This is a genomic window from Bacillus sp. LH1 (assembly GCF_057924895.1).
This window is the reverse complement of record NZ_CM175007.1, coordinates 4,679,587-4,703,623: the sequence shown is the minus strand read 5'-3', so window position 1 is coordinate 4,703,623 and position 24,037 is coordinate 4,679,587. Positions and strand designations below refer to the sequence as shown.

Annotated in this window: 30 protein-coding genes, 1 pseudogene and 1 riboswitch; of the genes and pseudogenes, 17 read left to right on the top strand and 14 right to left on the bottom strand. The window is 34.8% G+C overall.

The window, feature by feature from the left end:
* Positions 1 to 37 precede the first annotated feature (37 nt).
* Positions 38 to 727, top strand: a complete 690-nt coding sequence (locus ACX9TM_RS24365) for a response regulator transcription factor (RefSeq protein WP_000041856.1) — start codon at positions 38 to 40, stop codon at positions 725 to 727.
* Positions 724 to 2,577: a sensor histidine kinase gene (locus ACX9TM_RS24360; protein WP_063220434.1), complete on the top strand. Its 1,854-nt coding sequence runs from the start codon at positions 724 to 726 to the stop codon at positions 2,575 to 2,577. The genes ACX9TM_RS24365 and ACX9TM_RS24360 overlap by 4 nt, the downstream gene beginning before the upstream one ends.
* A gap of 207 nt (positions 2,578 to 2,784) precedes the next feature.
* On the opposite strand, the gene thiT is transcribed toward ACX9TM_RS24360, so the two are convergent.
* On the bottom strand, positions 2,785 to 3,453 hold the full coding sequence (gene thiT / locus ACX9TM_RS24355) for an energy-coupled thiamine transporter ThiT (RefSeq protein WP_001246587.1): 669 nt from the start codon (positions 3,451 to 3,453) through the stop codon (positions 2,785 to 2,787).
* Positions 3,454 to 3,539: 86 nt separating this feature from the next.
* Positions 3,540 to 3,641, bottom strand: a riboswitch (TPP riboswitch).
* Positions 3,642 to 3,835: 194 nt separating this feature from the next.
* Here thiT and ACX9TM_RS24350 point away from each other — a divergent pair.
* Genes ACX9TM_RS24350 through ACX9TM_RS24340 form a run of 3 tightly spaced genes read left to right on the top strand, consistent with a single transcriptional unit; the run spans position 3,836 to position 6,235 of the window.
* Positions 3,836 to 4,063, top strand: a complete 228-nt coding sequence (locus ACX9TM_RS24350; protein WP_000060512.1) for a FeoA family protein — start codon at positions 3,836 to 3,838, stop codon at positions 4,061 to 4,063.
* The gene (gene feoB, locus ACX9TM_RS24345; protein WP_001044840.1) at positions 4,060 to 6,048 is read left to right on the top strand and encodes a ferrous iron transport protein B; all 1,989 of its coding nucleotides are present in this window, start codon (positions 4,060 to 4,062) and stop codon (positions 6,046 to 6,048) included. The genes ACX9TM_RS24350 and feoB overlap by 4 nt, the downstream gene beginning before the upstream one ends.
* A gap of 16 nt (positions 6,049 to 6,064) precedes the next feature.
* Positions 6,065 to 6,235: a FeoB-associated Cys-rich membrane protein gene (locus ACX9TM_RS24340; protein WP_000989598.1), complete on the top strand. Its 171-nt coding sequence runs from the start codon at positions 6,065 to 6,067 to the stop codon at positions 6,233 to 6,235.
* 36 nt (positions 6,236 to 6,271) lie between these two features.
* Here the strand turns inward: ACX9TM_RS24340 and ACX9TM_RS24335 are convergent, their stop codons facing one another.
* Positions 6,272 to 6,850, bottom strand: coding sequence for a lipoprotein BA_5634 family protein (locus ACX9TM_RS24335; RefSeq protein ID WP_065382044.1), 579 nt, complete (start codon positions 6,848 to 6,850; stop codon positions 6,272 to 6,274).
* Positions 6,851 to 7,252: 402 nt separating this feature from the next.
* Between ACX9TM_RS24335 and ACX9TM_RS24330 the strand changes: the two genes are divergently transcribed.
* The 4 genes from ACX9TM_RS24330 (at position 7,253) to ACX9TM_RS24315 (ending at position 9,762) form a co-directional block, all read left to right on the top strand.
* Positions 7,253 to 7,918: a PspA/IM30 family protein gene (locus ACX9TM_RS24330; RefSeq protein ID WP_000110281.1), complete on the top strand. Its 666-nt coding sequence runs from the start codon at positions 7,253 to 7,255 to the stop codon at positions 7,916 to 7,918.
* A gap of 80 nt (positions 7,919 to 7,998) precedes the next feature.
* Positions 7,999 to 8,403 carry a DUF350 domain-containing protein gene (locus ACX9TM_RS24325; RefSeq protein WP_000220087.1) on the top strand — a complete coding sequence of 135 codons (405 nt, stop codon included), beginning with the start codon at positions 7,999 to 8,001 and terminating at the stop codon, positions 8,401 to 8,403.
* Positions 8,404 to 8,424: 21 nt separating this feature from the next.
* A complete protein-coding gene (locus tag ACX9TM_RS24320; RefSeq protein WP_000051745.1) occupies positions 8,425 to 8,931 on the top strand; it encodes a DUF4178 domain-containing protein in 507 nt (168 codons plus the stop codon).
* A gap of 12 nt (positions 8,932 to 8,943) precedes the next feature.
* Positions 8,944 to 9,762 (top strand): DUF4247 domain-containing protein, encoded by an 819-nt coding sequence (locus ACX9TM_RS24315; protein ID WP_000071199.1) that lies wholly within the window; start codon positions 8,944 to 8,946, stop codon positions 9,760 to 9,762.
* Between the two features lie 216 nt (positions 9,763 to 9,978).
* Here ACX9TM_RS24315 and ACX9TM_RS24310 read toward each other — a convergent pair whose 3' ends face one another.
* A complete protein-coding gene (locus ACX9TM_RS24310) occupies positions 9,979 to 10,851 on the bottom strand; it encodes a YitT family protein (protein ID WP_000411246.1) in 873 nt (290 codons plus the stop codon).
* Between the two features lie 187 nt (positions 10,852 to 11,038).
* A complete protein-coding gene (locus tag ACX9TM_RS24305; protein ID WP_000990094.1) occupies positions 11,039 to 12,076 on the bottom strand; it encodes a YdcF family protein in 1,038 nt (345 codons plus the stop codon).
* Positions 12,077 to 12,749: 673 nt separating this feature from the next.
* Between ACX9TM_RS24305 and ACX9TM_RS24300 the strand changes: the two genes are divergently transcribed.
* Positions 12,750 to 12,983: a spore germination protein gene (locus tag ACX9TM_RS24300; protein ID WP_002001299.1), complete on the top strand. Its 234-nt coding sequence runs from the start codon at positions 12,750 to 12,752 to the stop codon at positions 12,981 to 12,983.
* Between the two features lie 166 nt (positions 12,984 to 13,149).
* On the opposite strand, the gene cydB is transcribed toward ACX9TM_RS24300, so the two are convergent.
* Both cydB and cydA read right to left on the bottom strand, forming a co-directional pair.
* Positions 13,150 to 14,178, bottom strand: coding sequence for a cytochrome d ubiquinol oxidase subunit II (gene cydB, locus ACX9TM_RS24295; RefSeq protein ID WP_000017662.1), 1,029 nt, complete (start codon positions 14,176 to 14,178; stop codon positions 13,150 to 13,152).
* Entirely contained in the window at positions 14,168 to 15,517 is a 1,350-nt protein-coding gene (cydA, locus tag ACX9TM_RS24290) for a cytochrome ubiquinol oxidase subunit I (protein WP_001286188.1), read from the bottom strand. Before cydA ends, cydB begins: the two co-directional genes overlap by 11 nt.
* Positions 15,518 to 15,741: 224 nt before the next feature.
* On the opposite strand from cydA, the gene ACX9TM_RS24285 reads away from it, so the two are divergent.
* Entirely contained in the window at positions 15,742 to 16,305 is a 564-nt protein-coding gene (locus ACX9TM_RS24285) for a beta-class carbonic anhydrase (protein ID WP_000838169.1), read from the top strand.
* Here ACX9TM_RS24285 and yidD read toward each other — a convergent pair.
* Entirely contained in the window at positions 16,302 to 16,538 is a 237-nt protein-coding gene (gene yidD / locus ACX9TM_RS24280; RefSeq protein WP_000809334.1) for a membrane protein insertion efficiency factor YidD, read from the bottom strand. The genes ACX9TM_RS24285 and yidD overlap by 4 nt on opposite strands.
* A 128-nt stretch (positions 16,539 to 16,666) precedes the next feature.
* Here yidD and luxS point away from each other — a divergent pair, with 128 nt between their 5' ends.
* Positions 16,667 to 17,140: an S-ribosylhomocysteine lyase LuxS gene (gene luxS / locus ACX9TM_RS24275; protein WP_001141371.1), complete on the top strand. Its 474-nt coding sequence runs from the start codon at positions 16,667 to 16,669 to the stop codon at positions 17,138 to 17,140.
* Positions 17,141 to 17,205: 65 nt separating this feature from the next.
* On the opposite strand, the gene ACX9TM_RS24270 is transcribed toward luxS, so the two are convergent.
* The 4 genes from ACX9TM_RS24270 to ytzI form a co-directional block, all read right to left on the bottom strand.
* Entirely contained in the window at positions 17,206 to 17,436 is a 231-nt protein-coding gene (locus tag ACX9TM_RS24270) for a YczI family protein (RefSeq protein WP_000916668.1), read from the bottom strand.
* Between the two features lie 326 nt (positions 17,437 to 17,762).
* Positions 17,763 to 17,990: a DUF3953 domain-containing protein gene (locus ACX9TM_RS24265; RefSeq protein WP_000922253.1), complete on the bottom strand. Its 228-nt coding sequence runs from the start codon at positions 17,988 to 17,990 to the stop codon at positions 17,763 to 17,765.
* A gap of 12 nt (positions 17,991 to 18,002) precedes the next feature.
* Entirely contained in the window at positions 18,003 to 18,233 is a 231-nt protein-coding gene (locus ACX9TM_RS24260; RefSeq protein WP_000944458.1) for a DUF3953 domain-containing protein, read from the bottom strand.
* A 1-nt stretch (position 18,234) separates the two neighbouring features.
* The gene (gene ytzI / locus ACX9TM_RS24255) at positions 18,235 to 18,384 is read right to left on the bottom strand and encodes a YtzI protein (RefSeq protein ID WP_000472794.1); all 150 of its coding nucleotides are present in this window, start codon (positions 18,382 to 18,384) and stop codon (positions 18,235 to 18,237) included.
* Between the two features lie 83 nt (positions 18,385 to 18,467).
* Here ytzI and ACX9TM_RS24250 point away from each other — a divergent pair, with 83 nt between their 5' ends.
* The 3 genes from ACX9TM_RS24250 (at position 18,468) to ACX9TM_RS24240 (ending at position 19,996) form a co-directional block, all read left to right on the top strand.
* Positions 18,468 to 18,785: a hypothetical protein gene (locus tag ACX9TM_RS24250; protein ID WP_000448409.1), complete on the top strand. Its 318-nt coding sequence runs from the start codon at positions 18,468 to 18,470 to the stop codon at positions 18,783 to 18,785.
* Positions 18,786 to 18,869: 84 nt separating this feature from the next.
* Positions 18,870 to 19,349, top strand: coding sequence for an antimutator 8-oxo-(dGTP/GTP)ase (gene mutTA, locus ACX9TM_RS24245; RefSeq protein ID WP_000276385.1), 480 nt, complete (start codon positions 18,870 to 18,872; stop codon positions 19,347 to 19,349).
* A 110-nt stretch (positions 19,350 to 19,459) separates the two neighbouring features.
* On the top strand, positions 19,460 to 19,996 hold the full coding sequence (locus ACX9TM_RS24240; protein WP_000361294.1) for a DUF3267 domain-containing protein: 537 nt from the start codon (positions 19,460 to 19,462) through the stop codon (positions 19,994 to 19,996).
* 94 nt (positions 19,997 to 20,090) lie between these two features.
* Here ACX9TM_RS24240 and ACX9TM_RS24235 read toward each other — a convergent pair.
* Positions 20,091 to 20,768: pseudogene (locus ACX9TM_RS24235) on the bottom strand (HAD family hydrolase).
* A gap of 92 nt (positions 20,769 to 20,860) precedes the next feature.
* Between ACX9TM_RS24235 and ACX9TM_RS24230 the strand changes: the two are divergent.
* Both ACX9TM_RS24230 and ACX9TM_RS24225 read left to right on the top strand, forming a co-directional pair.
* Entirely contained in the window at positions 20,861 to 21,973 is a 1,113-nt protein-coding gene (locus ACX9TM_RS24230; RefSeq protein WP_063220437.1) for a hypothetical protein, read from the top strand.
* A 229-nt stretch (positions 21,974 to 22,202) separates the two neighbouring features.
* Positions 22,203 to 22,430 (top strand): hypothetical protein, encoded by a 228-nt coding sequence (locus tag ACX9TM_RS24225; protein WP_000849112.1) that lies wholly within the window; start codon positions 22,203 to 22,205, stop codon positions 22,428 to 22,430.
* Between the two features lie 34 nt (positions 22,431 to 22,464).
* On the opposite strand, the gene ACX9TM_RS24220 is transcribed toward ACX9TM_RS24225, so the two are convergent.
* Positions 22,465 to 23,271, bottom strand: coding sequence for an ABC transporter permease (locus ACX9TM_RS24220; RefSeq protein ID WP_000368771.1), 807 nt, complete (start codon positions 23,269 to 23,271; stop codon positions 22,465 to 22,467).
* Positions 23,264 to 24,028: an ABC transporter ATP-binding protein gene (locus ACX9TM_RS24215; protein WP_000009036.1), complete on the bottom strand. Its 765-nt coding sequence runs from the start codon at positions 24,026 to 24,028 to the stop codon at positions 23,264 to 23,266. Before ACX9TM_RS24215 ends, ACX9TM_RS24220 begins: the two co-directional genes overlap by 8 nt.
* Positions 24,029 to 24,037: the final 9 nt, after the last annotated feature.

Sequence of the window (24,037 nt, the reverse complement as noted above, 5' to 3'; positions counted from 1 at the left end):
TTATAGTTTCTGAAAGCGGGAGGGGGATATATAAATTATGTCAAAAAATATTTTAATTGTTGAAGATGAAGACATATTACGTGAAATATTAAAAGATTATTTTTTAAGTGAGCAATATGTAGTGTTTGAAGCGAGGGACGGGAAAGAGGCTTTAGTTGTATTTGAAGAAGAAGAGGTTGATTTAGTTATTTTAGATATTATGTTGCCAGAACTCGATGGATGGTCTGTTTGCCGAAGAATTCGAAAGACGTCCGAGGTGCCTATTATTATGCTGACGGCGCGCGTAGATGAAGACGATACGTTACTCGGTTTTGAACTTGGGGCAGATGACTATGTGACGAAGCCGTATAGTCCGCCAATTTTATTAGCAAGAGCGAAAAGGTTATTAGAAAGCAGAAAAGTGACAAAGCAACTTTTAGAGAATGAAGATGATACATTATCAATTCACGGTATTCACGTTCATTTTCCGTCTCGCACTGTTACGGTAGATAGAACCGATATTAATTTAACGCATACAGAATTTGAAATATTAGCGTATTTCATGAAAAATCAAGGAATTGTTTTAACGCGAGAGCAACTCATTTCAAGAATTTGGGGATATGAATTTGCTGGCGATGATCGAACGGTGAATAGCCATATTCGTAATTTAAGAAATAAATTAGGAGAGAAAGCAAAGTATATTACAACTGTAGTACGAACTGGTTATAAATTTGAGGGGAATATATGAGAAAAGGGATTGTTCTAAAATTATTTACTCTTACAACAGCATTATGCATGTTAATTTTAGCGACGATATTTATTGGACAAACGATATTTTTTAAACAATATTATGCGAATCGAAAAGTGGAAGATATTAAAGTGAATTTAAATTCCTTTGAGAAGAACTATTTAAATCATGCAGGAAATGCAGAAGAAATTCAGAAACTAGAGCAAGACTTTTTAAGAGAAAATAATACGTGGATTACGACATTAGATAAGAACGGGAATTTAAAACATGCAGATGATTTTTATTTTGAGGTAACGATAGATCGTAGGCAACAAAAGAGCTTTGGACAACAAATATTTAAAATTCCTTTAGGCAATCTCGTCAATATAGAGGAGATTGATAATAAATTATCGGAGCATTTTTTAGGGCAAGAAATTTATTTTTCTGGAGTGAGAAAAGAAGATAGTTTTATTCCATTCTCTTTTTCTTTATCTAAGCAGAATTTAAGCGGATCTAATAAACCGTTAGAAAAAGCATTTAATGAGAAAATGAGTAAATTAAATGAGGAGAAAAAGAAAGCAGCTGTGGAACAAGTTGGTAAGGAAAAGAAGCCGGCTGTTCGGGAGCAAGCTGCTCAAGAACCAGATGTTTACATAGGAGGGCGTGTTACGAAAGTACAGTTTCCAGATGTAAAAGGCCCCGTAAATCCAATTTATAAAAACACTTTATTTTTGGATAGTATAAAAGAATTTCAAACGGATGTGTTACTAAAAGAGAGTAATCAAATAGAGTATTCAACAAAGACAATAGACTACGAAAAGAATGATATAAAATATAAATTATTAATGAAACCAATAAAAGAAAAAGACGGATCGGTAACATATATTTATGCGATGGCTTCTTTACAGCCGGTAGATGAAGCTGTACAAATGGTGCAAGATTATTATATCTATATCATTGCATTTGTAGTCGTTCTTATTTTTCTAGCTTCGTTCTATTACTCAAAACAAATTGCAAAGCCATTATTGAAAATAAATGATACAACAAAGAAAATAGCGCATTTAGACTTCACAGAAAAAATACCGATTACTTCGAAAGATGAAATTGGAGATTTATCGAAAAATATTAATGTGCTATCAAATAAACTCCATTCGCATATTGGACAGTTAGAAGAAGATATTGAAAAGGAAAGAAAGTTAGAAAAGACGCGAAAAGAATTCATTTCTGGTGTTTCACATGAATTAAAAACACCGCTAAGTATTATGAAAAGCTGTATTTCTATTTTAAAAGATGGGGTAGCTGAACATAAAAAAGAGTATTATTTTCAGGCAATGGAGAGAGAAGTAGACAAAATGGATACGTTAATTTTGGATATGCTTGAGTTAGCTAAATTTGAATCTGGTACATATAAAATGAAAAAAGATTCGTTTTATATTGATACAGTAATTGAAGGTATATGTGAACATCTATCTGTGGAAATAGAGAAAAAAGAACTTCATATTCATAAAAATATAAGTTCATTTGAAGTGATTGCAAATCAAGGCCGGATTGAACAAGTCATCGTGAACTTCATTACGAATGCTATACGATATACACCAAATAAAGAGGATATTATTATTTCTACAATAGATGAGAAGAATCGTATAAAAGTGTGCATTGAAAATAAAGGTACTCATATTGAAGAAGAGCAATTAGATAAAATTTGGGATCGTTTTTATCGCGTGGATACAGCTCGTCAGCGTTCACAAGGTGGGACGGGGCTTGGGCTTGCTATTTCAAAGAATATTTTAGAACTACATGATGCTGAATATGGGGCAGAAAATACAGAAGATGGTGTATTATTTTATTTCTATTTACCGAAAAAAGCGTAGACAATATGATCTATGCTTTTTTAATTTATTTTCATATTATCTTTACCTAATCTTTATTTTTAATCAGTATAATTTGTTTAGAATATGAGGTTATGTAAGGAGTCGATGAACCGTGCATAGCAATTGGCTAAGTATAATGGTATTTATTTTCTTTTGCGCATTTATTGTATTTTTAATTGATATTACGATATGAAAAAAGAGCGCTCATTAAGCGCCCTTTTTTTGTGTATTCATTTGATAAGCACTGATGCTTTTGAATAATCGTGGTGAAGTGATAAATAAAAATATAAGTAAAACGGTACATAAAATAAAAGAACCAAGCATTGTACTTCCATTTACGATTAATGAATATAACACAGCTGATTGACCTTTCGGCGCATATTGTCCCCAGAAAATAATGCCGGCAATAAAGTGGCAGAAATAGCGAGCAAAGCTACCGATAAATGTAGCAAGGATAATATAAGCAAGGACTTTCTTACCCTGATTTTGTTTTGATGAATGTTTGTCTTTACGGTTACCTAAATTTGATTGTTCTAAGCTATTTTCATTGGATGTTAAAAGTGCTTTTTGAATTGGACGATAGAATAAGCCAGCAAATCCGATAAAAGCAAAGGCAATGAAGTACTCAATGAATGCTTGAACAGGTGTTAAAATATAAGCATCTCCCACGACAATTTGTAATAGTCCCCAAACTAAACCGCCTAAGAAAGCTGATTTAAAGCCCCAGCGGTAAGCAATAATAAAAATAGGAATCATAGCGAATGAGATAGAACCGCCTGTTGGAAGTTTAAGTGATAATGGTAAAATATCGATAATCATGGCGAAGGCTGCAAGAATAGCAGATTCGATCATCGCTTGTAAATTGGTGTTACGCATGTTGTCTCCCCCTAAATCCAAGTTGTACAAAAAAGAATAGATATCATAGGAGGATACGAAATACGTAAATAAAAATGAGGTATGTATTTCGGACGTTTGCACAATCCCTGCGTTAGCATTAACTAACAGGTTCGAAGGGTCGGAACGAAGTGTTCCCTCTCAGCGGCATGGCTCCCCCAGTGATAACGAAATTCTTTATTTGTTATTGTTTATTGTAAGCGAAATGGATGAGAATGGCAAACGAATACAGTATGACAATAATTGAAATAGAATTGTAGCGAAATGTTAATAAATATGAAGCAAAAGGGTATAGTACAAGAGAAATTGGGTGTGGTATAATTTTTTTGAAAATAATTATCATTCTCTTCTGAGGGGGAAGGTTATGAGCTTAGTAGATATTAAAATTGGAGAGAAAGTGTTAGTAAAAAGTATTCAGTCTTTAGATCAGCTATTAAAGCGTAGACTAGCTGCTTTCGGTCTTGCTGAAGGAAGCGAACTTCGCCTGAAACAGAAAGCGATGTTCAAAGGTCCTTGTACATTGGAGTGTCGTGGACAGTTAATTAGTATTCGTCATTGTGACGCGAAAATGATAAAGGTGGAATTAGCGTGAATAAGGTAGCTTTGCTAGGGAATCCGAATACAGGGAAGACATCATTATTTAATGCACTTACTGGTTCTTATGAATACGTAGGAAACTGGAGCGGTGTAACAGTAGAAAAAAAGGTTGGTAAATTAAAAGATAGACAAGGAACATTAATTGATTTACCAGGTGTTTATGATTTAAATCCAGTTTCACGTGATGAAGGTGTTGTAACAAACTTTCTATTAACAGAAGAATTTAATCATATGTTAAATATCGTAGATTCCTCGCAGTTTGAAAGAAATATGCATTTAACGTTGCAGTTACTTGAATTTGGTAAGCCAGTCTCAATTGGTTTAAACATGGTTGATGTGGCGAAGCAAAGAGGAATTGTCATTGATGTAAAACGATTATCAGAGCTATTAGGTGTAACAGTCGTTCCTGTTGTTGCAAGAAGTGGAAAAGGCTGTGAAGAACTGCTTACGACTCTTAAAGAAAATGACAAAAAAGAGAAAAAGCCATTCCTTATTTCATATGGTGTACAAATGGATGAAGGAATTGGAGAAGTAATTGCTCTTTTAGAGACAGCGAATTACGAGCATCCGAGATGGTTAGCACTTCAATTTTTAAGCAATAACGAAGTAGTAGAAAAAGAAATGAAAGCATTACCAATTTATAAGGAACTCATAGCCATTCGATCTCGCTTAGAAGGAAGACTTGATTGTACGTTAGAAGAGCACATTTACAAAACTCGTGAAGCGTATATTGAAAAGTTAAAAACAAATGTTATGAAGCATGAGAAAGAAGGAAAAATTCCTTTTTCAGAAAAAATTGATAGATTAATTACACATAAAATTTTAGGACTTCCAATCTTTTTAGCAGTTATGTTTTTTATTTTTCAGGTTACGTTTACGTGGATTGGTACACCTTTATCGGATATGTTAGATGAGTTTTTTGGTGGCCAGCTTACGGATTGGGTGACGGCTGGACTTACAAGTATTGGAGCTTCTGATTTTATTCAAGCACTAGTTACAGAAGGTATTATTGCCGGTGTTGGTGCTGTATTAGTATTCGTACCACAAATCTTTGCACTATTCTTTTTTATTTCATTATTAGAAGACTCAGGGTATATGGCGCGAATTGCAGTTGTTATGGATAGAATTATGGAGTTTTTCGGCTTAAACGGAAAAGCTTTTATTCCGATGATTATCGGTTTTGGATGTAACGTTCCAGGTATCATGGCTGCGAGAACGATTGAACAGGAAAAAGAACGTTTACTTACCATTTTAGTAACACCATTTATGTCTTGTTCAGCACGATTACCTGTATATGCATTATTTGCGGGCGTATTTTTCCCGCATAGTCAGGCGACTGTTGTATTTTCTTTATATGTTGCAGGGATTGTTCTTGCGTTATTAGTTACAAAAATTATGTCTCTTACAATTTTGAAAGCGGAAAAGTCTATTTTCGTAATTGAATTACCGCCTTACCGTGTGCCACAAGCAAAAACATTATGGCTAAGCACGTGGGAGAAAGGAAAAGGATTTGTTCGTAAAGCTGGTACATTCATCTTTGGTGGTTCGGTTGTCATTTGGTTATTAAACTATGCAGGTCCATCAGGATTTGGCGTTGATATGGGAGACAGTTACTTAGCGATGATTGGTGGATTTATCGCACCACTATTTGCACCGCTCGGCTTCGGAACGTGGCAAGCTGCAGCATCCCTTTTAACAGGATTTTTAGCGAAGGAAGTTGTCGTTTCTACAATGGCAATTATTTATGCAGTTAAAGAAGATGTGCTTGGAAATGTAATGGGAGCACATTATACAGCATTATCAGCTTATGCATTTATGTTCTTTATTTTATTATATGTTCCGTGTTTAGCGACGGTAGCTGTTATTAAACGTGAAACAGGATCAGCGAAGTGGACGATTTTCTCAGTCGTTTATCCACTCGTAGTTGCTTATGTATTAACGCTCATTATATACCAAGTTGGATCCTTACTCGGATTCTAGAAGGAGATGTATTGTGATGATGGTCAATATTATAATTGGAGCTATCATTTTTGGTTATGCAGCATATACGTTAGTTAATTTTGTAAAGAGAAGTAAAAAAGGAAAATGCGCGGCATGTTCTTTAAATAAGTCATGTCAGTCGCAAACTTGTAGCCCGGATATGGAGCAAATTGCTCATAATAAATAGAAAAAAGCTTTGCGAATTTCGCAAAGCTTTTTTGTTTTACTTTTTAATTTTTACAAGTTGAGAAGCTTCTACGCCTTTGTAACCAGGGAATTCTTTACTTGGGTCTTTATCAAATTTTAATACACCTACAGATTTTTCATCACCTTTTACATTGCTGTAAGTTGCGTCATCGACAATCGCATACATATCTGTATATGCACGACCACTTCCGATAATTGTGTTGCCTTCATATTTTAATTTTGCCCCATCAAGTGCAGCATTTTCTACTTTTTCTTTTGCAAATAATACACCTTGTTCTGTTGTTACAGCTGGTAATTTATCAAGTGGTTTCGTGTTGTCTTTTTCATCAATTTTGCTAAGTAACTCTTTTTTCACTAGTTCTTCACCAGTTTTCTTATCCATTACAAGAACTTTTTTACCATCTAATGTTGTCATTTTCATTTTATAGAAGTCTTTTTCTTTCACTTCTTTTTTGTTTTTATCTGTAATTTGCTGAACTTGTTCTTCTGATCCGTACAGTACAAAGCCGTTCGCTTTCTCTCCTAATAAAGAACAACCTGATAATGCTCCAAGTGAAATTGCTGCTGCTAATCCGATTCCTATTAATTTTTTCATGATGATTTCTCCTTTTATATGTTTTATAGTAAATACAATTTTTGTATTAGTGCTTACATGTGAAGAAGCTTGTTTGTTGCTTCTGGTATTAGTGTATAAGAAATATCGGAATGCAACTATCGAGTTAGCTTACAGTAACATTACACTTATGTAATTTAGTGAAATTGCACAAAAGTAAGTTAATTTCAAAGAGGGATAATGAGAATATATTAGAAATACAATATTGTATATAGAATGTCATATTATAATGGATGTATTTTGGAAATAACATGTAAGGACATATTAGTTTTGTTATAATAAACACATAGGCTGTAAAATGAATATTCTTTACTGTAAAGGGAGATTTTTCAGTTTTCCAAGTAGTGAATTTGAAATATGAGGTATATCATAGGAGGAATTTAGATGTCTGTATTTAAACGATTAAGAGATTTAACAATGTCGAATGTGTATTCGTTAATTGAAAAAGCGGAAGATCCAGTTAAGATGACTGATCAATATTTACGCGATATGCAAGCCGATGTACAAGAGGCTGAGAAAAGTGTAGCAGCTCAAATCGCACTTGAGAAGAAATTCAAAATATTATTTGAAGAGCAAGAAGCACTTGTGAAAAAACGTGAAGAGCAGGCTCATATGGCTGTTCAAGCTAATAACTTAGATCTTGCGCGTCGTGCATTAGAAGAAAAACAAAATGCAGAGCAAAAAATGAATGAGTATAAAGCAAGCTACGAGCAAAATAAAGCTGCTGCTGATAACCTGCGCCTAAAGCTAGAAGAAATGCGTAAGCAATTAACAGAGCTGAAAAATAAACGTGAAACACTTGTAGCACGTGTAAATGCTGCGAAAGCACAGAAAAATATTAATCAGGCGATGTCTGGATTTGATTCAAATTCAGCAAAAGCTGGTTTAAGCCGTATGGAAGAGAAAGCCCTTCAATTAGAGGCTGAAGCGGAAGCAAGCGGTGAAGTTTATAAGAAAGAAAAATCATTAGATGATGAATTCGCAAGCTTAAACAAAAATTCTGCTGTTGACGATGAATTAGCTCGTATTATGAAGCAGTATGAGAAATAATATAGAATAAAGACAAATGAACCGACATGTCTAAATATATTCATGTCGGTTTTCTATTATATTTTAGAGGAGGTTTTGCAATGACATGGATGAATGTAGTTGCCATGCTTGTATGGACTGGAGCGAGTGCAGTACTTTTATTTGCAATTATGTGGGTTGATTCAATTTTTACAAAATACAATGATTTAAAAGAAATCAAAAATGGAAATACAGCTGTAACAACTCGTTTTATTATGAAATTATTTGCACAAGGGTACATTTTATCTCAATCGATAACGAAAGCAAATGATTTATGGCAAGCACTTCTTGCATCAGCAGTTTCTTTCGTTATTTTATTAGTGGTAGAAATGTTTATCGAATTCGTATTAAAGAAAATGTCTGGTCTTGATTTAGAAGAAGGTACGAAAGAAGGTAGCGTTGCACATGCGATGTTAGCCGGATCATTACATATTGTTGGTGCACTAATTTTAGGTGCTTGTTTATAAAGAGAAAAGGAGGGGTAGATCATGAGTTTATTTAAACGAATTAAAAATATAATGAAAAGCCCAGAGCCACCGAAGCCGGAAAAGAGTCTTTTAACGTTAGCTCCTGGCGATATGATTGAAGTTTCATTAGTTATGTATGAATTAATTGGGAAAACGAGTATGCATTCGCGTAAGGAAATTGTTTTGACATTGCAAGATGGAAAAGATATTCGTTATTTAAAAATTGAAGACCGAGAAAATACGTATTACAAATTATATACTCCAATTGATGGTCGCTTAGATTCAATTGATGAAATTCCGACGACAATTGAAATGGATGATACCGAGTATCATATGGAAGAACAATATAACGGACGTGTTGTTGTGATGGGAAAAACTCCATTCTCAGCTTCAGAAGAACAGTATATATGGGAATTCCAATCAGATAATCGAAAATTATTGCGTATTGAATGGCAAAATGGTCGCACAATGATGTATGAGGGAGAAGCAATCATTCCTGCTGATGTACAAATTATAAGAGCAACGTAAGGGGGCGTAATCATGTCAAACCGATTGTTTACCATGATTAAATCGTTTGTGATCCCTATACTTGCTATCGTTATATTACTTGTTGTTGCTGGTTATGCCTTATCAGGTTGTCAAGGCGGGCAGACAAAGTCGATTCAAGACCGTTATCCACTTGAATCTGTTGCCAAGGAAGGTAAACAAGAATCTTACGTGTATAGGGCCGCCAATCGGTCAGTTCCTGAAGTCGCAAAGGAACTCATTAATGAAAGAGAACCGCAGCAAGCATCTAAAGAAGACGAAAATCAAATGTTCCTCGTTTATTCTGATAAGATTTATAACCTGCAAAAGGATAAAGAGAAACCATCTGATACGTTAATTGAAATAAGTAATAAAGAATTTGTCCGTCAAAATTACCAACCGTCCTTCTTGCAAGGATATATTATGGGTAGCATATTAAACGATATATTCGGCTCACGAAAATCATCATACGGTGATTATCGAGGATATAACGATAGACAAAATCATAAACCAGTTATTCCAGAGAGACCACCTACAAAAGAAGAAAAGAAAACCCCACCTCCAATTACGAAGGAAGGGAAAGGGTCTATCATTAAGCGAGGCGATAATGTAGATTCGAAACCATCAGTAGGTGATAAGGGAAGTATTACTGAAAAAGGAAGTAATACGACGCCCCCACCTTCTACTGGAAGCAAGGGTAAAATTACAAAAACACCAGGCGGTTCAAGCGGATCAGATGTGAAGCCAAAATCATCTATTAAAACGCCGCCAAGGAATACATCTCCTCCGAAAACGAGGGTCGGTGGTTCAGGAAAAATTACGAAGAGAAGATAGTGTAGAGACCGAAAAGTGGAATTTGCTTTTTGGTCTTTTTTTGTTATGGGAATTAATTCCTCTCATGTGGTACGATTTAGGCATAAGGGAGGAAGTAAAAATATATCAGCGATTATTGAAATATATCGACTTACCGACAAAAACTGACAACGATAGCAACTTAATAATAAAAAGAGGGTGTGCCAAAATTTTGGCACACCCTCTTTTTCATAACGATTAATGAATATCACGTTTCTTAAAGTTACCGCCTTTTACTTCTGCTACGTCATAAACTGTAATAAAGGCGTGTGGATCGATTTCATTAATAAGTTCTTTCATTTTACTTTCTTCTAAACGGTTAATTACACATGAAATTTCTTTAAACTTCTCTCTTGAATAACCACCGTATACTTCGTTATATGTTGCACTTCGGCCTAAACGATCGCGAATTGTTTCTACCATTAATTCAGGCTCTTTTGTAATAATTTTAAATGCTTTTGAACCACTTAAACCAACTTCAACGATATGAATCACTTTCGAAGCGATAAAGTAAGCAATTGCCGAAAGGATAGCTCCTTGCAGGCCGAATACCGTTGATACGAAAATAAATACGAACATGTTTAAGAATAAAATAAGGTCACTCGTTCCAAATGGTAACTTACGAGAAAGCAATACAGCAAGCATATCGATTCCATCTAATGCCCCACCGTTACGTAATGCTAGTCCCATACCAAAACCGATGATAATACCACCAACAACTGTAACTAATAATGTATCGCCTTCAATAATAGCTGGTATTCCGTGCATGACAACGGTACCTACTGCTAATGAAGCAATTCCGATAATAGAATAAATCGCAAAGCTTTTACCGATTTGCTTATACCCTAACCAAACGAAAGGAATGTTAATAACTGCGATTAGAGCTCCTAATGGCAATCCAAATAATCTTGAACTAACGATACTTAAACCAGTTACACCACCGTCTGATACGTTATTTGGAATTAATACTGCTTCTAATCCGTACGCTGTGATAAATGCCCCAATAATAATCATCAAAGCTTTTGAAGCAATTCTTAGCTTATTGGGCTTGTTTTTGATAATTTTCTCCATGTAATTTCCTCGTTTCAAACTAGTTTCTTATTTGTTACGTAATTCACACCTAAATTTTATTTTAACATTTAATTTGAAAAAATTCTCCTTTAATGGATGTATGCAGGGAATATTATCACCATATTATCTTTAAAATATTTTTGAAATCAGTATAAGAAATCCCATCCTTTCAAAGGATGGGATGCTATTAAGAAAATATAAAACTAAGTACTGATACGAATAAAGCGAAACCTAAAATAGTTCCACATATTTTCATATGGCGCTTGCGTCCCATTACGACAATCGCAACATATTCACGGATCATTGCGTTAGGCCAGTAATAAAATGCAGTTTTTGATCCGATTCCTTGGCTATTAAGACCGGCTTGTCTTGCATATATACCAGCACGGAAAAGGTGGAAATTATTCGTTGTAAAAATACTTTTATATTTACCTTCTGGTTTTAAAGAATCCATAATTTCTTTAGAGAACAGCATATTTTGATATGTGTTTACAGAGCGATTTTCCTGGACTGTATGTTCAAGAGGAATTCCTTTTTCAACAGCGTAACTTTGCATCGCTTCCGCTTCTGGAAGACCTTCATCTGGACCTTGTCCACCAGAAAAAATAATTGTTGGTGGTGTATTAACAGCGGCTTGTTTCCAATAGAAGTCAATCGCTTTATTAATGCGGCTTGCAAGTAAAGGTGGTACTTTATCATTAATTAAGCCGCTACCAAGAACGATGATGAAATCTTGATTACGTCTTGGTCTGTTGAATTGGTATAAAAAATATGCACTTAAGAAGTTAGATAAGTGTATAAAGAAATATATGCTTATAAGAGAAATAGCTGCAAAAATAGGCTCTAAATGCGATGAAACCAAACTTGCTGGATTTATAATAGGGAGTAACATAAAGAATAACATCCCTAAAGCAGCAAGGAGTGTTAAACAGTTAGTGAACCGTCGTCCTTCTCGCTTCATTAAAATTCTAGCATTAAGAAATAGCCCAAACATTAAAGCAACAATACCGAAAGGAAGCATAATGAGAAGTGCTAAAAAAGGTAAAAATATAATGTAGCGTAGGACATCACTATCTGAGTTCAATGATACAATCACACAAAAAAGAAGGAAAAAACAGATAAAGGCATTAAATAAAAAGCCGTTTATTATTTTTCGCGGATCTTTTAAATATGAGATAAGAAAAATAATAAATAATATAAGAGGAATAATTCCGAAATACATCATAAATATAGTACACCTCAACTTGTATAAGAATTTGACATACCTTTTATATTACATGATTTTATAAGTGAAAATGAAAGAAAAAGGATTTTGAATTTTCTCAATAAAATATATAGATACGTATGTTACAATATATTCAAAGCGATATATTAAAAGTAAAATGGTTGAAAAGGCACTCAGTAGAGTGCTTTTTCTTTTTGTATGCAATTGTGCATATTATATTTTTTTTCAAATGAAGAGGATTACAATATAAGTTGTAGACAGACTTTATAAAGCAGAATTTCATACAAACATTTCCCTCTACTTTTTGTATCTAACAATCGTATAACAATAAATAATTCTGTTTTATAGTGTCTGTTTTTGAAAGGTGTCTTTTTTGAAGGCACCTTTTTTTATTAGTATAGATAGTTTACACTGTTAGCATAGTGTAAACTATCTATACTAAACATTAGCAATCTTCCGTATAAATATTATCAATTTACTATATATTCCAGTGGTGTTAACCTACATATGAAAGGCTTTCTTTTTCAAAATATTACCCCTAATAAAATTTTGAAGAAGTCAACTGTCTCCAAACTTGTCTTTATGCTTAAAGAAAAAGCACTCAAATTGAGTGCTTTTTCTTATTGAAACATGCTATTTTTCTAGGCGATTTTCATAAAATAAAAGTAAAGAAATGAAAGTGGGTGACAAAATGCCGGCAGTTGTGGAAGGTGTTATTATTGAAAACTGCAATGGAACAATTAATGTAGGTGACAAATATAACGTACAGCCGATTGAAAAGACGAAGGCTTATAATGGATCGGGATCATCAAATACAGGAATGAAAGTACAAACGTTTAGCGGGATTAGTACAGCTGATGTATGGGATAATGATGCGAATGATCAGGGGATACAGTTTACTTTATAGTACAGTATGTAAAATTGCATAAAATGATGAAATTGCCCTATGATACAATCTAGCTGTGAGCTGTTAATGATTCTTCTGTAGTATAGTTGTTAGATTAGAAATATAACATCTTATCGAAAATCATACGTATAAAAAAGACACTTCAAATGAAGTGTCTTTTTTTACCTTAGTGATACCCTTTAGCAGAGTCTTTATGAATTTTATTTTTAAATATACTGTAGCTCCAAAGCTGATATCCAATAACGATTGGTACCATGACCATTGCAACGAAGAACATAATTTTTAAGTTTAATTGACTACCGGCTGCGTTGTATAACGTTGTACTGTATGCATCGTTAATACGAGATGGTAACATTCTTGGGAACATACCTGCAAAGCCAGTTGTCATAAACATTGCGATTGTTAGGCAAACGAATGTGAAGGCAAGGCCAATTTTATGTTTGTACACCATAATTAGTGCGAGTACACTCATTAGCATTGCAAGTACTGGAAGAATGAATAGTACCGGATATTCCGTAAAGTTTTGGAATAAGTTTGTTCGATTAGCAGTCGCTACATAGAAGATAGCTAAAATGATAGCAGCTGCCATTGAAAATGGCCTTGCGATTTTATAAGCACGATCAGATACTTCACCAGTCGTTTTAATCATGACCCAAAGGGCACCGGATACGACAAATATAGCAGTGAAGAACAACCCTCCTAAAATACCGTAATGGTTTAGTAAGCTAAGTAAATTTCCTTCATAGCCATTTTTTCCGATTTGTAGTCCGTAATACAAGTTAGCAAATGTAACACCGAATAAAAAGGCGATTAAGAAACTGCCAATTGCAAATGCCCATTTACAAGTTTTTTGCCAAATTGGTGAATCATCTTTATGCATGAATTCCAGTCCAGCGGCACGAGCAAATAGTGCAAGTAATACTAAGAATAACGGTGTATATAAATAACTAAACATATTAGCATATGTGACTGGGAAGGCAGCAAATGTTGCGCCACCAGCTGTAATTAACCATACTTCATTACCGCCCCAGAACGGGCCAATTGCTTCTTGTAATTGATTTCGTTCTTGTCGATCTTTCGTAACGAAAGGAAAAATCATTCCGTTACCAAGTGCATACCCGTCAAGAATGAAGTAAACTGTCCAAATCACGCCCCATAAACCGAACCAGATGATTGCAAGCATATCATGAGACATGAGCCACACCTCCCTCAGTAGCAGGTTCTTCTAATGCGGCAGGTCCTTTTTTCGCGAACTTCAGCATTAAGTATACATCTGCGATTAAAAGTAAAGTGTAGAATAAAATTAAACTAATTAATGAGAACCAAATTTGCGGGACAGATATAGGCGATACAGATTCTGCTGTACGCATTAGTTTATATACTGTCCATGGTTGGCGACCTACTTCAGCGACAATCCATCCTGCGTTAATCGCAATATAAGGAAGTAAGACAGACCATATTGTAATTTTTAAATAACGTTTTGAGTTTTCTAGTTTTCCTTTTCGGTTTAAATAGAAGCCATACCAAGTTAATGCCATAAAGAACATACCGAGTGCAACCATTAAGCGGAAGCTATAATACACGAGGTTAACATTTGGACGTTCATCTTTCGGAATATCCTTTAAACCAACAATTTCGCCATCAAATGAGTTTGTATAGAAGAAGCTTCCGAGTTTTGGAATCGTAAGGAATTCAAAATTCTTCTCGTTTTTCACATCAGGAATTTGAACAATTGAGAAGCCTTGTCCTTTTCCGGTTTCCCAAACTGCTTCCATCGCAGCTCCTTTTGCGGGTTGATATTTAGCCGCTGATACACCAGATTGATGTCCCATAAACGGTGTAATTGTTGCGGCGAATAAGCCTAACATTAAGCCGAACTTAAATGATTTTTTGAAGAATTCAACTTCATTTTTACGTAATAAGTGATAGGCACTAATTGCCATAACGAAGAAAGCACCAACAATATAACAACCAACTACAGTATGGAAGAACATATTCCAAGCGTATGGATTCGTAACGAGTGCCCAGAAATCATTTAATTCAGCGCGGCCGTTACGTACTACGTAGCCAACAGGGTTTTGCATAAAGCCGTTTGCTGTAATAATCCAAAGGGCGGAAATATTTGTTCCAAGTGCAACCATCCACATGCAGAAGGCACGGAACTTTGGTGAAATTTTGTCTTTACCGAATAACCATATTCCCATGAAAGTAGATTCTAAGAAGAAGGCAACAAGTGCTTCGATTGCGAGAGGTGATCCGAAAATGTCTCCCATATATTTGGAGTACTCAGACCAGTTTGTTCCAAATTGGAATTCCATTGTAATCCCGGTTATAATCCCCATTACGAAGTTAATTGTAAATAATTTACCCCAGAAATTTGCCATTTTGCGGTATGTTGGATTCAATGTGCGGGCGTATTGAGTTTCCATACATGCTACTAAAATGACAAGTCCGATTGTCAAAGGTACAAATAAAAAGTGATAAAAAATAGTAATTGCAAATTGAAAACGACTCAGTAACAGAACGTCGGACATAATAAATATTCACTCCTTTTTTACATTATCTACAATCAGTTTATAGTGAAAATACGTTTAAAGTATGTGAAACTTGTTACAAAGCTGTGTGTATATTTTGAAAGAATTATGTCGATTATCTGAAAATATCTTATTTTTACTATAAAGCGATATCCTTTTTGAGTTTTTCATATTTTGGTACACTATTTATGTAGTGTAAATGAGAGAAAAGAGGGTTCCTTACTATGAAGTCATTAGAAGAGATTTTGCAGTACAATGAGAAATTTGTTGAAGAGAAAAAATACGAAGAGTATGAAACAGGAAAATTCCCGAATAAAAAAATGGTAATTATCTCTTGTATGGATACTCGTCTTGTTGAATTATTACCAAAAGCAATGAATATGCGTAACGGTGATGTGAAAATTATTAAGGTAGCAGGAGCTGTTATCTCACATCCATTCGGAAGTATTATGCGTAGTATTTTAGTTGCTGTATATGAACTTGGTGCTGATGAAGTTTGTGTAGTTGGTCACCACGATTGCGGTATGGCAAAAATTCAGGCAAGCAGTACAATTGAGAAGATGAAAGAGCGCGGTATAACAAATGAGAAATTAGATACACTCCGTTATTCTGGAATCGATTTAGAAAGATTCCTACAAGGGTTCTCTAGTGTAGAAGAAAGTGTAGAACATAGCGTATCGATACTTCGCAACCATCCGTTACTTCCAGAAGAAGTACCTGTTCACGGTCTTGTTATCGATCCTGAAACAGGAAAATTAGATTTAGTTGTGAATGGTTACGACAATTAAGAATTTACTTTGTCATCCTTTTTATCTGGGACAGGATCAAATCCTCCCGGGTGGAAAGGGTGACATTTTAATATACGCTTACAAGTAAGCCAAAAACCTTTGAGTGCACCATGTTTTTGAAACGCCTCTAATCCGTAATGAGAACAAGTCGGATAAAAACGGCATGTTGGTGGTGTCATCGGAGAAATGAATTTTTGATAAAAGCGTATAATCCCAATAAAAATCTGTTTCATAACGGTCTCCTTTTCAGCATATTCTTAAAGTATTATAGCACGACTGTACATAATACTTTACTAATGTGCATTTCCGTTATATCATATTGGATATAACGGAATTAAATTAAAAGCGGGAGAGATGTTGTATGCCATCAGTAGAAAGCTTTGAATTAGATCATACGATTGTAAAGGCACCTTATGTAAGACATTGCGGAGTTCACAATGTAGGTAGTGACGGTATTGTAAATAAATTTGATATTCGTTTCTGCCAACCGAATAAACAAGCAATGAAACCAGATGTTATTCATACGTTAGAGCATTTATTAGCATTTAATTTACGTAAATATATTGATCGTTATCCGCATTTTGATATTATCGATATTTCACCGATGGGCTGCCAAACAGGATATTATCTTGTAGTAAGCGGAACACCGACAGTACGAGAAATCATTGATTTATTAGAACTAACATTAAAAGATGCGGTTCAAATTACAGAAATTCCAGCTGCAAATGAAACACAATGTGGTCAAGCGAAGCTTCACGACTTAGAAGGAGCGCAACGCTTAATGAACTTCTGGTTAAGCCAAGATAAAGATGAACTTGAGAAAGTGTTTGGATAAAAAGGAAAACTGCCTGTGAAAGGGCAGTTTTTTTATTGTACTAAGAGCGAACATACTCTTCTTTTTTATGAAAATATATTAGATACTCCAACATATAAAACAAAGGCAGAACCGAGAAAATAAACAAATGCTTTTGCTTTTTCCCGTTTCTTCATTTCATCAATTCCAAAAAGGATAAACATAATACTTAAAAGGATAAACACGTAAGGTAAAAGAATAGTGAAGTTTGCAAAGAAGCTAAATAGGGCGAGAGAAAGAGCGATAGTGGCGATTATAATTTGAATGTTTTTTAACATGGAATCCCCCTTAAGTAGAAAGAAATAGTTACTGAGAGAAAATAATTATAAATGCTAAATTGATCGAAATTTTATTCTACATGTAGCGAAAGAGTTTGATATTAAAAAGAAGAATATGAGACTAGAAACGAAAAAATACGGGATACTCATTAATTCCTAGAAGAATAAAGGAACAACTGAGAATAAATTGTACGTATGGGAGAAGTGAAAAATTATCGGTAAAATGGACATAAGTGCTTAGAGTGAGTAAGAGAAGCATGAAAAATGCTAAAAAAATCCGTAATATAGTTAGAGTTAGCATCGTATAGCCCCCTTTAGACCATTTACTAGAATATTTCTGTGAAACCAATAAATAAAGCAGCGGCTCCTGCTAGTAGAGCGAGCACACTACCTCCTGTTTGCTGTTTTAATATTTCCTCTAAACTTATGGTGAGGGCCATACCTCCTAAAAAGATGAACATATAAGGGATTATTTCTCTATTACCAGTAAAAAATCCATAGATTGCTATAGATAAGGCAATAAGTGATAAAGTAATCCGTCCCCATTTTAGCATAAAAGACCTCCTCTATTTTATGTAGGTAATAATGAGAACAATCCAAATGAAAGCACCGGCAATAATACAAATAAGTCCAGTTGCTGATTCCCTTTTCTTTATTTGTTCAAATGCGATGAGAAACATTAAAGCCCCTAATAGAAATTGTGAAAGAGGTAAAGAATTATTTTGACCTGTATATAATCCAATTGCCGACATAACGATCACAGTGAGTGCTACTATGATGCGAAGTATACGAAGCATATTAGGAATTCTCCTTATTCTTTTTTGTATAAGGATTGTCTTCTAGTTTATCGACGGAATGTTTATAAGCATAGCCTTTATTAATTGTCATGACGGAGAGTACGAGGATGATTAGGACGATGATAATACCGATAATTAATATTTTGAACATAAAATCCCTCCTTTTCTTTATTTTACATAATTTTGTAATTGATGAAAACAATAGAAAATAAAAGGATGAAAGAAGGGTGTTACATGGAGACGAAAAAAACATATTATATATCAATAGGAAACGGTCAAATTTCACAAGTGAAGACGGCGGATACGTATAATTTTGAGATTTCCGCAAATGATGAGGAAATTACGGAATTAAGAGAGCACTTTGATCAAGCATATGTAGAAGATTTAGGGTCATTTGTACGCTCCCACGTTCCATTTGTTGAGTATCATCACGATTCAAATAATGACCGATATGATGAACAACTACAAAAAGCATATAAAATGATTTACGATTTAGGAAATCATGAGACGAAAGAATTAGTCGCACAAATGGGAATAATCAATGGATTGTAATTGGATAATATTATGCAGAAAAGCGAGAATATGCTACAATTTGTGGTAGGAAAAACTTGTAACCATCAATAGGGGAGTAATGGCATGTACAAATTTAAAGATTATTACCACAACACTGTACAATTATCGTTTGAACGTTATCCATTTTCTCCTGAGCCAAAGCATGTTTGGGTTGTATGCCGGTACGGGGATCAATGGTTATTAACGCATCATTTACGTCGCGGTCTTGAATTTCCAGGTGGTAAAGTAGAACTAGGGGAAACACCGGAAGAAGCGGCAGTTCGAGAGGTTCATGAAGAAACCGGCGGCATAGTTTCTGATTTAACTTACTTAGGACAATACAAAGTATCTGGAAAAGACAAAATAATCATTAAAAACATTTATTTTGCAACAATTAGTGCGGTAGAAGAACATACGCATTACGAAGAAACGAAAGGGTCTGTTTTATTAAAAGACATTCCTGACAACATTAAAACGAATAGAAAATTTAGCTTTATAATGCGCGATGACGTATTAGCGCGTACGATGAAACATATAGAAGAAATCGGCTGTTTTACAAAGTAAAGTAGCCGGTTTTTTTTTGTATGTAAGAATAAATGTAAACATATCTTTACATTATTTTGGGGATATTATACAATTTTGTAAAGATATATTTACATTTTAGGAGGGGGAAGATGGATAAAAGAAAAGAAACGACTGTTACTGTTTCGATGGTTAAATTAAACTTTTCTTTATTTTTTATAATAATTGCTTTGTCGGTTGGAATTGGTTATTTGCATATATTTCTTTCAGGTGGGGTTCAAGTCGAAGTTACATTATTAACGATGTTTCTTTTTATTATCGCAATGATTGTTCTCGTTTGTATTCATGAAGCGATACATTTAATTGGCTTTCGCTATATCGGAGGTGTTCCGTGGAGTGAACTAAAATGGGGCGTTAATTGGAAATTAGGTGTTGCATATGCTCATTCTAAACAGGCGGTTACAGTAAAGCAAATGAAGAAAGTGTTAATGCTTCCGTTTTTACCAACTGGAATTTTGCCAATTGTATTGGGATTAGCTATGAATCTGGAGCCACTCTCATTTTTAGGAATTCTACTAACAGCAGGGTGTATCGGCGACATTGCCGTATATCAAAAAGTTTCAAAGTTTCCAGATGATGCGCTAGTAAAAGATCATCCGAGTAAACCGCAGTTTACAGTATATGAATAATAAGAGGAGGCGTTTTTGAACAACTGCCTCCTCTTATTATTTTTTGTCGGTAAATCAATATATTGTGAAAATTGTTGATATAATTTAATTACTATTATTGTATTTTTATCTCCACCTCCACCTCTAAAAACGAAAGCACCTCCAACAAATCATCTACGATACGTGAATGCTTAAAATCACCCCAAAACGAATCTTTTTTCCAAACACCAAGAATCCCTACTTGTTCAGAACCAAGCACATCGTTTTCTGGATGATCTCCAATATAAAGACATTCTTCTGCCTTCACATCTAGTCTTTGCAAAGCACGTTCGAAAATTTCAGGATGAGGTTTTTTAATTCCTTCAGCTTCTGAAACGAGAATGGTGTTTGTATACGTATGTATATGTAGTGCTCGAAGGTTGCTCATCTGAAATTCAGTAAAACCGTTTGTGATAATACCAATTTTAATGTTTCACTGTTTTAACTGTTGAAGTAGTTCATGCGTGTTTTTGAAAGGAATACAATGATGTTGGAAGTTTGTAATATAGTCGTGTAGTAGTTGCTCTTGCGTTAAAGTAGTAATGTTGTATTCGGAAAGGAGAGTAGCATATACTTTATCCTTCCACGTATAGCCATTATTATCGAGTTCAAGAAATCGAGAACAATACTCTGATTTCTCTATACTCATCAAATGTGAGGAGAAGCGATTATATTGCTCATAAATAAATTGTTCTAAAGATTGGCGCCGATCTAATAGTGTTCCATCTAAGTCGAATAAGATTGCACGAATCATGAGAAGCCTCCTTGGAGTTTTTATAATTAATTATCGCATATTCGCAAAAAAATGATTATGATATTTTGTAGAATGGAATAATGGGGGATTGTATGAAGAAACTGTATGGCAAGTTAGTGTGTTGTATTATAGCAAGCAGTTTAGTTGCAGGATGCGATAGTGCTATCGAGGTTACGAAAGAAAAAGAAATTTGTAAAACAGAAGAAGAGTGCACGCAAATAGGAGATAAAACATTACAAAAAGTATATAAAAAGATAGAGGAACTTTCAGAACTTGAAAAAGTAGAGGATTATGACATAGAAGAGTATGAAAGTATGAATATGAAAGAGGCGGAACAGAAAAAAGAAGAGGATGACAATTACTTCTTTTTAGCTTCTTATTATATCGATGATGATGAAATTGTAGATCCTTATTTTGAGAGATTGGATCGTAAGAGATTGAATAAAGTTTTTGCAGATGACGAAGTAGCAAAAGATGATTTGTTAAGTCAGCGACAAGATAGAGAGTATCATGAAACTTTATGGGACATGTATCGCACTCTCGTCCCAGTGAAATATCGTGAGAATATAACAGGATTTGGTCTAATAACGGATGGTTATGATGGCGTTGTTGCCCATGTCATGCCAAGTATAGATGACCCGAGAGATTGGGTGCTTAGTTTAGACGTGCTTGATTCTGGGGTGAATATAGATGAAGTGATGAAAACATTAATTCATGAAACGGCTCACCTATTAACGATTGGACATAAACAAGTACCAGTGGATAGAAAGTATTTAGAGGCGTTTGATGAAGAGAAAGACATTTCATCATATCGAAATAAATGTAAAACGGTGTTCGTGAAAAATGGATGTGTGAGAAAAAGTTCGTATATTAACCAATTTTATAATGAATTTTGGAAACCAATTGAGCAAGAGTGGACAGAAAAGAAAGTAGAAGAAAGTGAAGAGGCACAAATTGAATTTTATAAAGAAAAGCATGATGATTTTGTATCGCTATATGGAACAACAAATGTAACGGAAGATATCGCAGATACATTTACAGCGTTCATTTTACAAGATTCAAAAAAAGTGAAAGAAGGAACAGAGTTAAAATATAAGAAAATTGCTTTCTTCTATCAGTTCCCTGAGCTTGTAAAAATGAGAGCGGAAGTGCTGTCAGGATTATATGATGTTTCGAAAACGATAGAACAACAAAGTGGAGACTAATGTGAGTTATGCTTTCGATATAGTTTCGTTAAAGAAAAGCGTGAAGAATTTTTAATTCTTTGCGTTTTTTCTTATGTTGATAAAATTGAAAATTCTGTATTTTTATCAAAAAGAAGAAGGAACTGGAGGCACAAAAGAGAATTAGTATAAAAATGTCACAATTTAGACACAATTATAATGCGCGTGTTGTAGGGACTATAAGTTTACTCTCGAGGAGGTAATGAAACGTATGAAAACGATTCTTGCTGTTGCTGGTCTCATTTGGGTAATGTCTCACGGTTTTCCGATTTTTGAAGGGGAGCAAATTCGTAGTGCTTTGAATGAAAAGTTTAATGATTATCATGTGATAGATCGAAAAGATAATGTCGTTACAGTACGTGTGAAAGACTGTTTCCATACAGTTACGGTTGCGGATGGAAACATTACAAATGAAACGAAAATGTGTGATAAAAGGTAAAAGAAAGAAGCTGACTATAGCGCACTGTTTTGAGTCAGCTTCTTTTTCTTTTTCCAATTAGAATTTTTTCAAATGCCTCAACAAATACATACATAAGAGTTGCAAGAACACATGTGAGTAGTACGCTAAGTAAGACGAGTGTGAAGTTAAAGACTTGGAATCCGTAGCTAATTAAGTAGCCAAGTCCTTGTTTGGAAACGAGAAGTTCTCCGAAAATAACACCAACCCAGGATAAACCAACATTTACTTTTAACGTTGAGATAATTGCTGGAAAGGATGCAGGGAGAACGACTTGCTTATAACATTGCCATTTATTTGCGCCAAATGTGTCCATCACTTTTATATAGTTAGAATCGACTTCTTGAAATGCACTGTAAATAACGAGAATGGTAATGATGATGGAAATGATTACTCCCATTGCGATAGAAGATGAAATGTTTGGACCGAAAATAACGATGATGATTGGACCGAGTGCAACTTTTGGCATTGCATTTAGGACGACGAGGTAAGGATCAAGTACGCGGGCTAGAAGTGGCATCCACCAAAGAAACGTGGCAATAATAGCACCGAGTACCGTTCCGAGAATGAAGCCTACTCCTGTTTCCAGCAATGTCGTCCATATGTGGACCCAAAGTGAACCGTCGATCCATTTCGTTAAGAAGAGATCCCAAATACTCGAAGGAGAGCTAAAGAGTAAAGGATCAATCCATTCTTTTTTGCTAGCTATTTCCCATAGTGCAAAGAAAAGAATAAGTAGTAAAAGCTGTAGTGAGCGAGCAATCCAAGCACGCCTGCGTTCTTTCTTTCGAAATTGTTCATGTAGTTGTTTTATATTATCCAAGTCGTTCCAGCTCCTTCCATATATCTTGAAAGAGGGCTGGGAAATCGTAGTGATGGCGTGCTTCTAACGGTGATAAAGAACGGATACTTTCCGGGACGATAAAGGTTTTCGCGATTTTTCCAGGATTCGCTTGAAGTAAATAAATACGATCACTCATCGCAATCGCCTCTTCAATATCGTGAGTAACAAGTAGTGATGTTTTCTTATATTTATTTAGTAAGTTGAAAACGAGTTCTTCTAGTTTTAATTTCGTTTGATAATCGAGTGCGGAGAATGGTTCATCTAGTAATAAAATTTTCGGATCAGTTGCTAACGTTCGAACGAGAGCAGCACGTTGACGCATACCGCCGGATAGTTCACGAGGATATTGTCTTTCTACCCCATGTAGACCGACTTGCTTTAAAAGATTTAAAGTATGTTCTTTCATTTGTTCATCATAAATCCTTCGAATATGAAGTCCAAGCATAATATTTTCTTCAATCGTTTTCCACGGGAATAAGTAATCTTGCTGCAACATATATCCCATAGATGATGTTTTCGTTGTAATTGGTTCACCATCTAAAAAGACAATACCATCAATTGGATCAAGTAACCCAGCAATGATTGAGAGGAGCGTTGTTTTACCGCAACCACTTGGGCCGAGTATAGAAATAAATTCGCCTTCTTCCACTTGTAAGCTCATATCTTCAAGAATAAGTTTGGCATTCTCTTTTGCAAAAAAGCAGTGAGAAACGTTACGTATTTGTAAAAAACTCATACACTTCGC

Bases quoted from the DNA above. Each gene is read 5' to 3' on its own strand.
- ACX9TM_RS24325 (WP_000220087.1), top strand. From the start codon at position 7,999: ATGACATGGATGAATGTAGTTGCCATGCTTGTATGGACTGGAGCGAGT.
- ACX9TM_RS24320 (WP_000051745.1), top strand. From the start codon at position 8,425: ATGAGTTTATTTAAACGAATTAAAAATATAATGAAAAGCCCAGAGCCA.
- ACX9TM_RS24225 (WP_000849112.1), top strand. From the start codon at position 22,203: ATGAAAACGATTCTTGCTGTTGCTGGTCTCATTTGGGTAATGTCTCAC.
- ACX9TM_RS24260 (WP_000944458.1), bottom strand. From the start codon at position 18,233: ATGCTTCGTATACTTCGCATCATAGTAGCACTCACTGTGATCGTTATG.
- ACX9TM_RS24305 (WP_000990094.1), bottom strand. From the start codon at position 12,076: ATGATGTATTTCGGAATTATTCCTCTTATATTATTTATTATTTTTCTT.
- ACX9TM_RS24330 (WP_000110281.1), top strand. From the start codon at position 7,253: ATGTCTGTATTTAAACGATTAAGAGATTTAACAATGTCGAATGTGTAT.
- ACX9TM_RS24315 (WP_000071199.1), top strand. From the start codon at position 8,944: ATGTCAAACCGATTGTTTACCATGATTAAATCGTTTGTGATCCCTATA.
- thiT (WP_001246587.1), bottom strand. From the start codon at position 3,453: ATGCGTAACACCAATTTACAAGCGATGATCGAATCTGCTATTCTTGCA.
- ACX9TM_RS24310 (WP_000411246.1), bottom strand. From the start codon at position 10,851: ATGGAGAAAATTATCAAAAACAAGCCCAATAAGCTAAGAATTGCTTCA.
- ACX9TM_RS24240 (WP_000361294.1), top strand. From the start codon at position 19,460: ATGGATAAAAGAAAAGAAACGACTGTTACTGTTTCGATGGTTAAATTA.
- ACX9TM_RS24285 (WP_000838169.1), top strand. From the start codon at position 15,742: ATGAAGTCATTAGAAGAGATTTTGCAGTACAATGAGAAATTTGTTGAA.
- ACX9TM_RS24300 (WP_002001299.1), top strand. From the start codon at position 12,750: ATGAAAGTGGGTGACAAAATGCCGGCAGTTGTGGAAGGTGTTATTATT.
- ACX9TM_RS24265 (WP_000922253.1), bottom strand. From the start codon at position 17,990: ATGCTAAAATGGGGACGGATTACTTTATCACTTATTGCCTTATCTATA.
- ytzI (WP_000472794.1), bottom strand. From the start codon at position 18,384: ATGTTCAAAATATTAATTATCGGTATTATCATCGTCCTAATCATCCTC.
- ACX9TM_RS24230 (WP_063220437.1), top strand. From the start codon at position 20,861: ATGAAGAAACTGTATGGCAAGTTAGTGTGTTGTATTATAGCAAGCAGT.
- ACX9TM_RS24340 (WP_000989598.1), top strand. From the start codon at position 6,065: ATGATGGTCAATATTATAATTGGAGCTATCATTTTTGGTTATGCAGCA.
- ACX9TM_RS24360 (WP_063220434.1), top strand. From the start codon at position 724: ATGAGAAAAGGGATTGTTCTAAAATTATTTACTCTTACAACAGCATTA.
- yidD (WP_000809334.1), bottom strand. From the start codon at position 16,538: ATGAAACAGATTTTTATTGGGATTATACGCTTTTATCAAAAATTCATT.
- ACX9TM_RS24215 (WP_000009036.1), bottom strand. From the start codon at position 24,028: ATGAGTTTTTTACAAATACGTAACGTTTCTCACTGCTTTTTTGCAAAA.
- ACX9TM_RS24350 (WP_000060512.1), top strand. From the start codon at position 3,836: ATGAGCTTAGTAGATATTAAAATTGGAGAGAAAGTGTTAGTAAAAAGT.
- ACX9TM_RS24270 (WP_000916668.1), bottom strand. From the start codon at position 17,436: ATGTTAAAAAACATTCAAATTATAATCGCCACTATCGCTCTTTCTCTC.
- ACX9TM_RS24250 (WP_000448409.1), top strand. From the start codon at position 18,468: ATGGAGACGAAAAAAACATATTATATATCAATAGGAAACGGTCAAATT.
- cydA (WP_001286188.1), bottom strand. From the start codon at position 15,517: ATGTCCGACGTTCTGTTACTGAGTCGTTTTCAATTTGCAATTACTATT.
- cydB (WP_000017662.1), bottom strand. From the start codon at position 14,178: ATGTCTCATGATATGCTTGCAATCATCTGGTTCGGTTTATGGGGCGTG.
- mutTA (WP_000276385.1), top strand. From the start codon at position 18,870: ATGTACAAATTTAAAGATTATTACCACAACACTGTACAATTATCGTTT.
- luxS (WP_001141371.1), top strand. From the start codon at position 16,667: ATGCCATCAGTAGAAAGCTTTGAATTAGATCATACGATTGTAAAGGCA.
- ACX9TM_RS24365 (WP_000041856.1), top strand. From the start codon at position 38: ATGTCAAAAAATATTTTAATTGTTGAAGATGAAGACATATTACGTGAA.
- ACX9TM_RS24335 (WP_065382044.1), bottom strand. From the start codon at position 6,850: ATGAAAAAATTAATAGGAATCGGATTAGCAGCAGCAATTTCACTTGGA.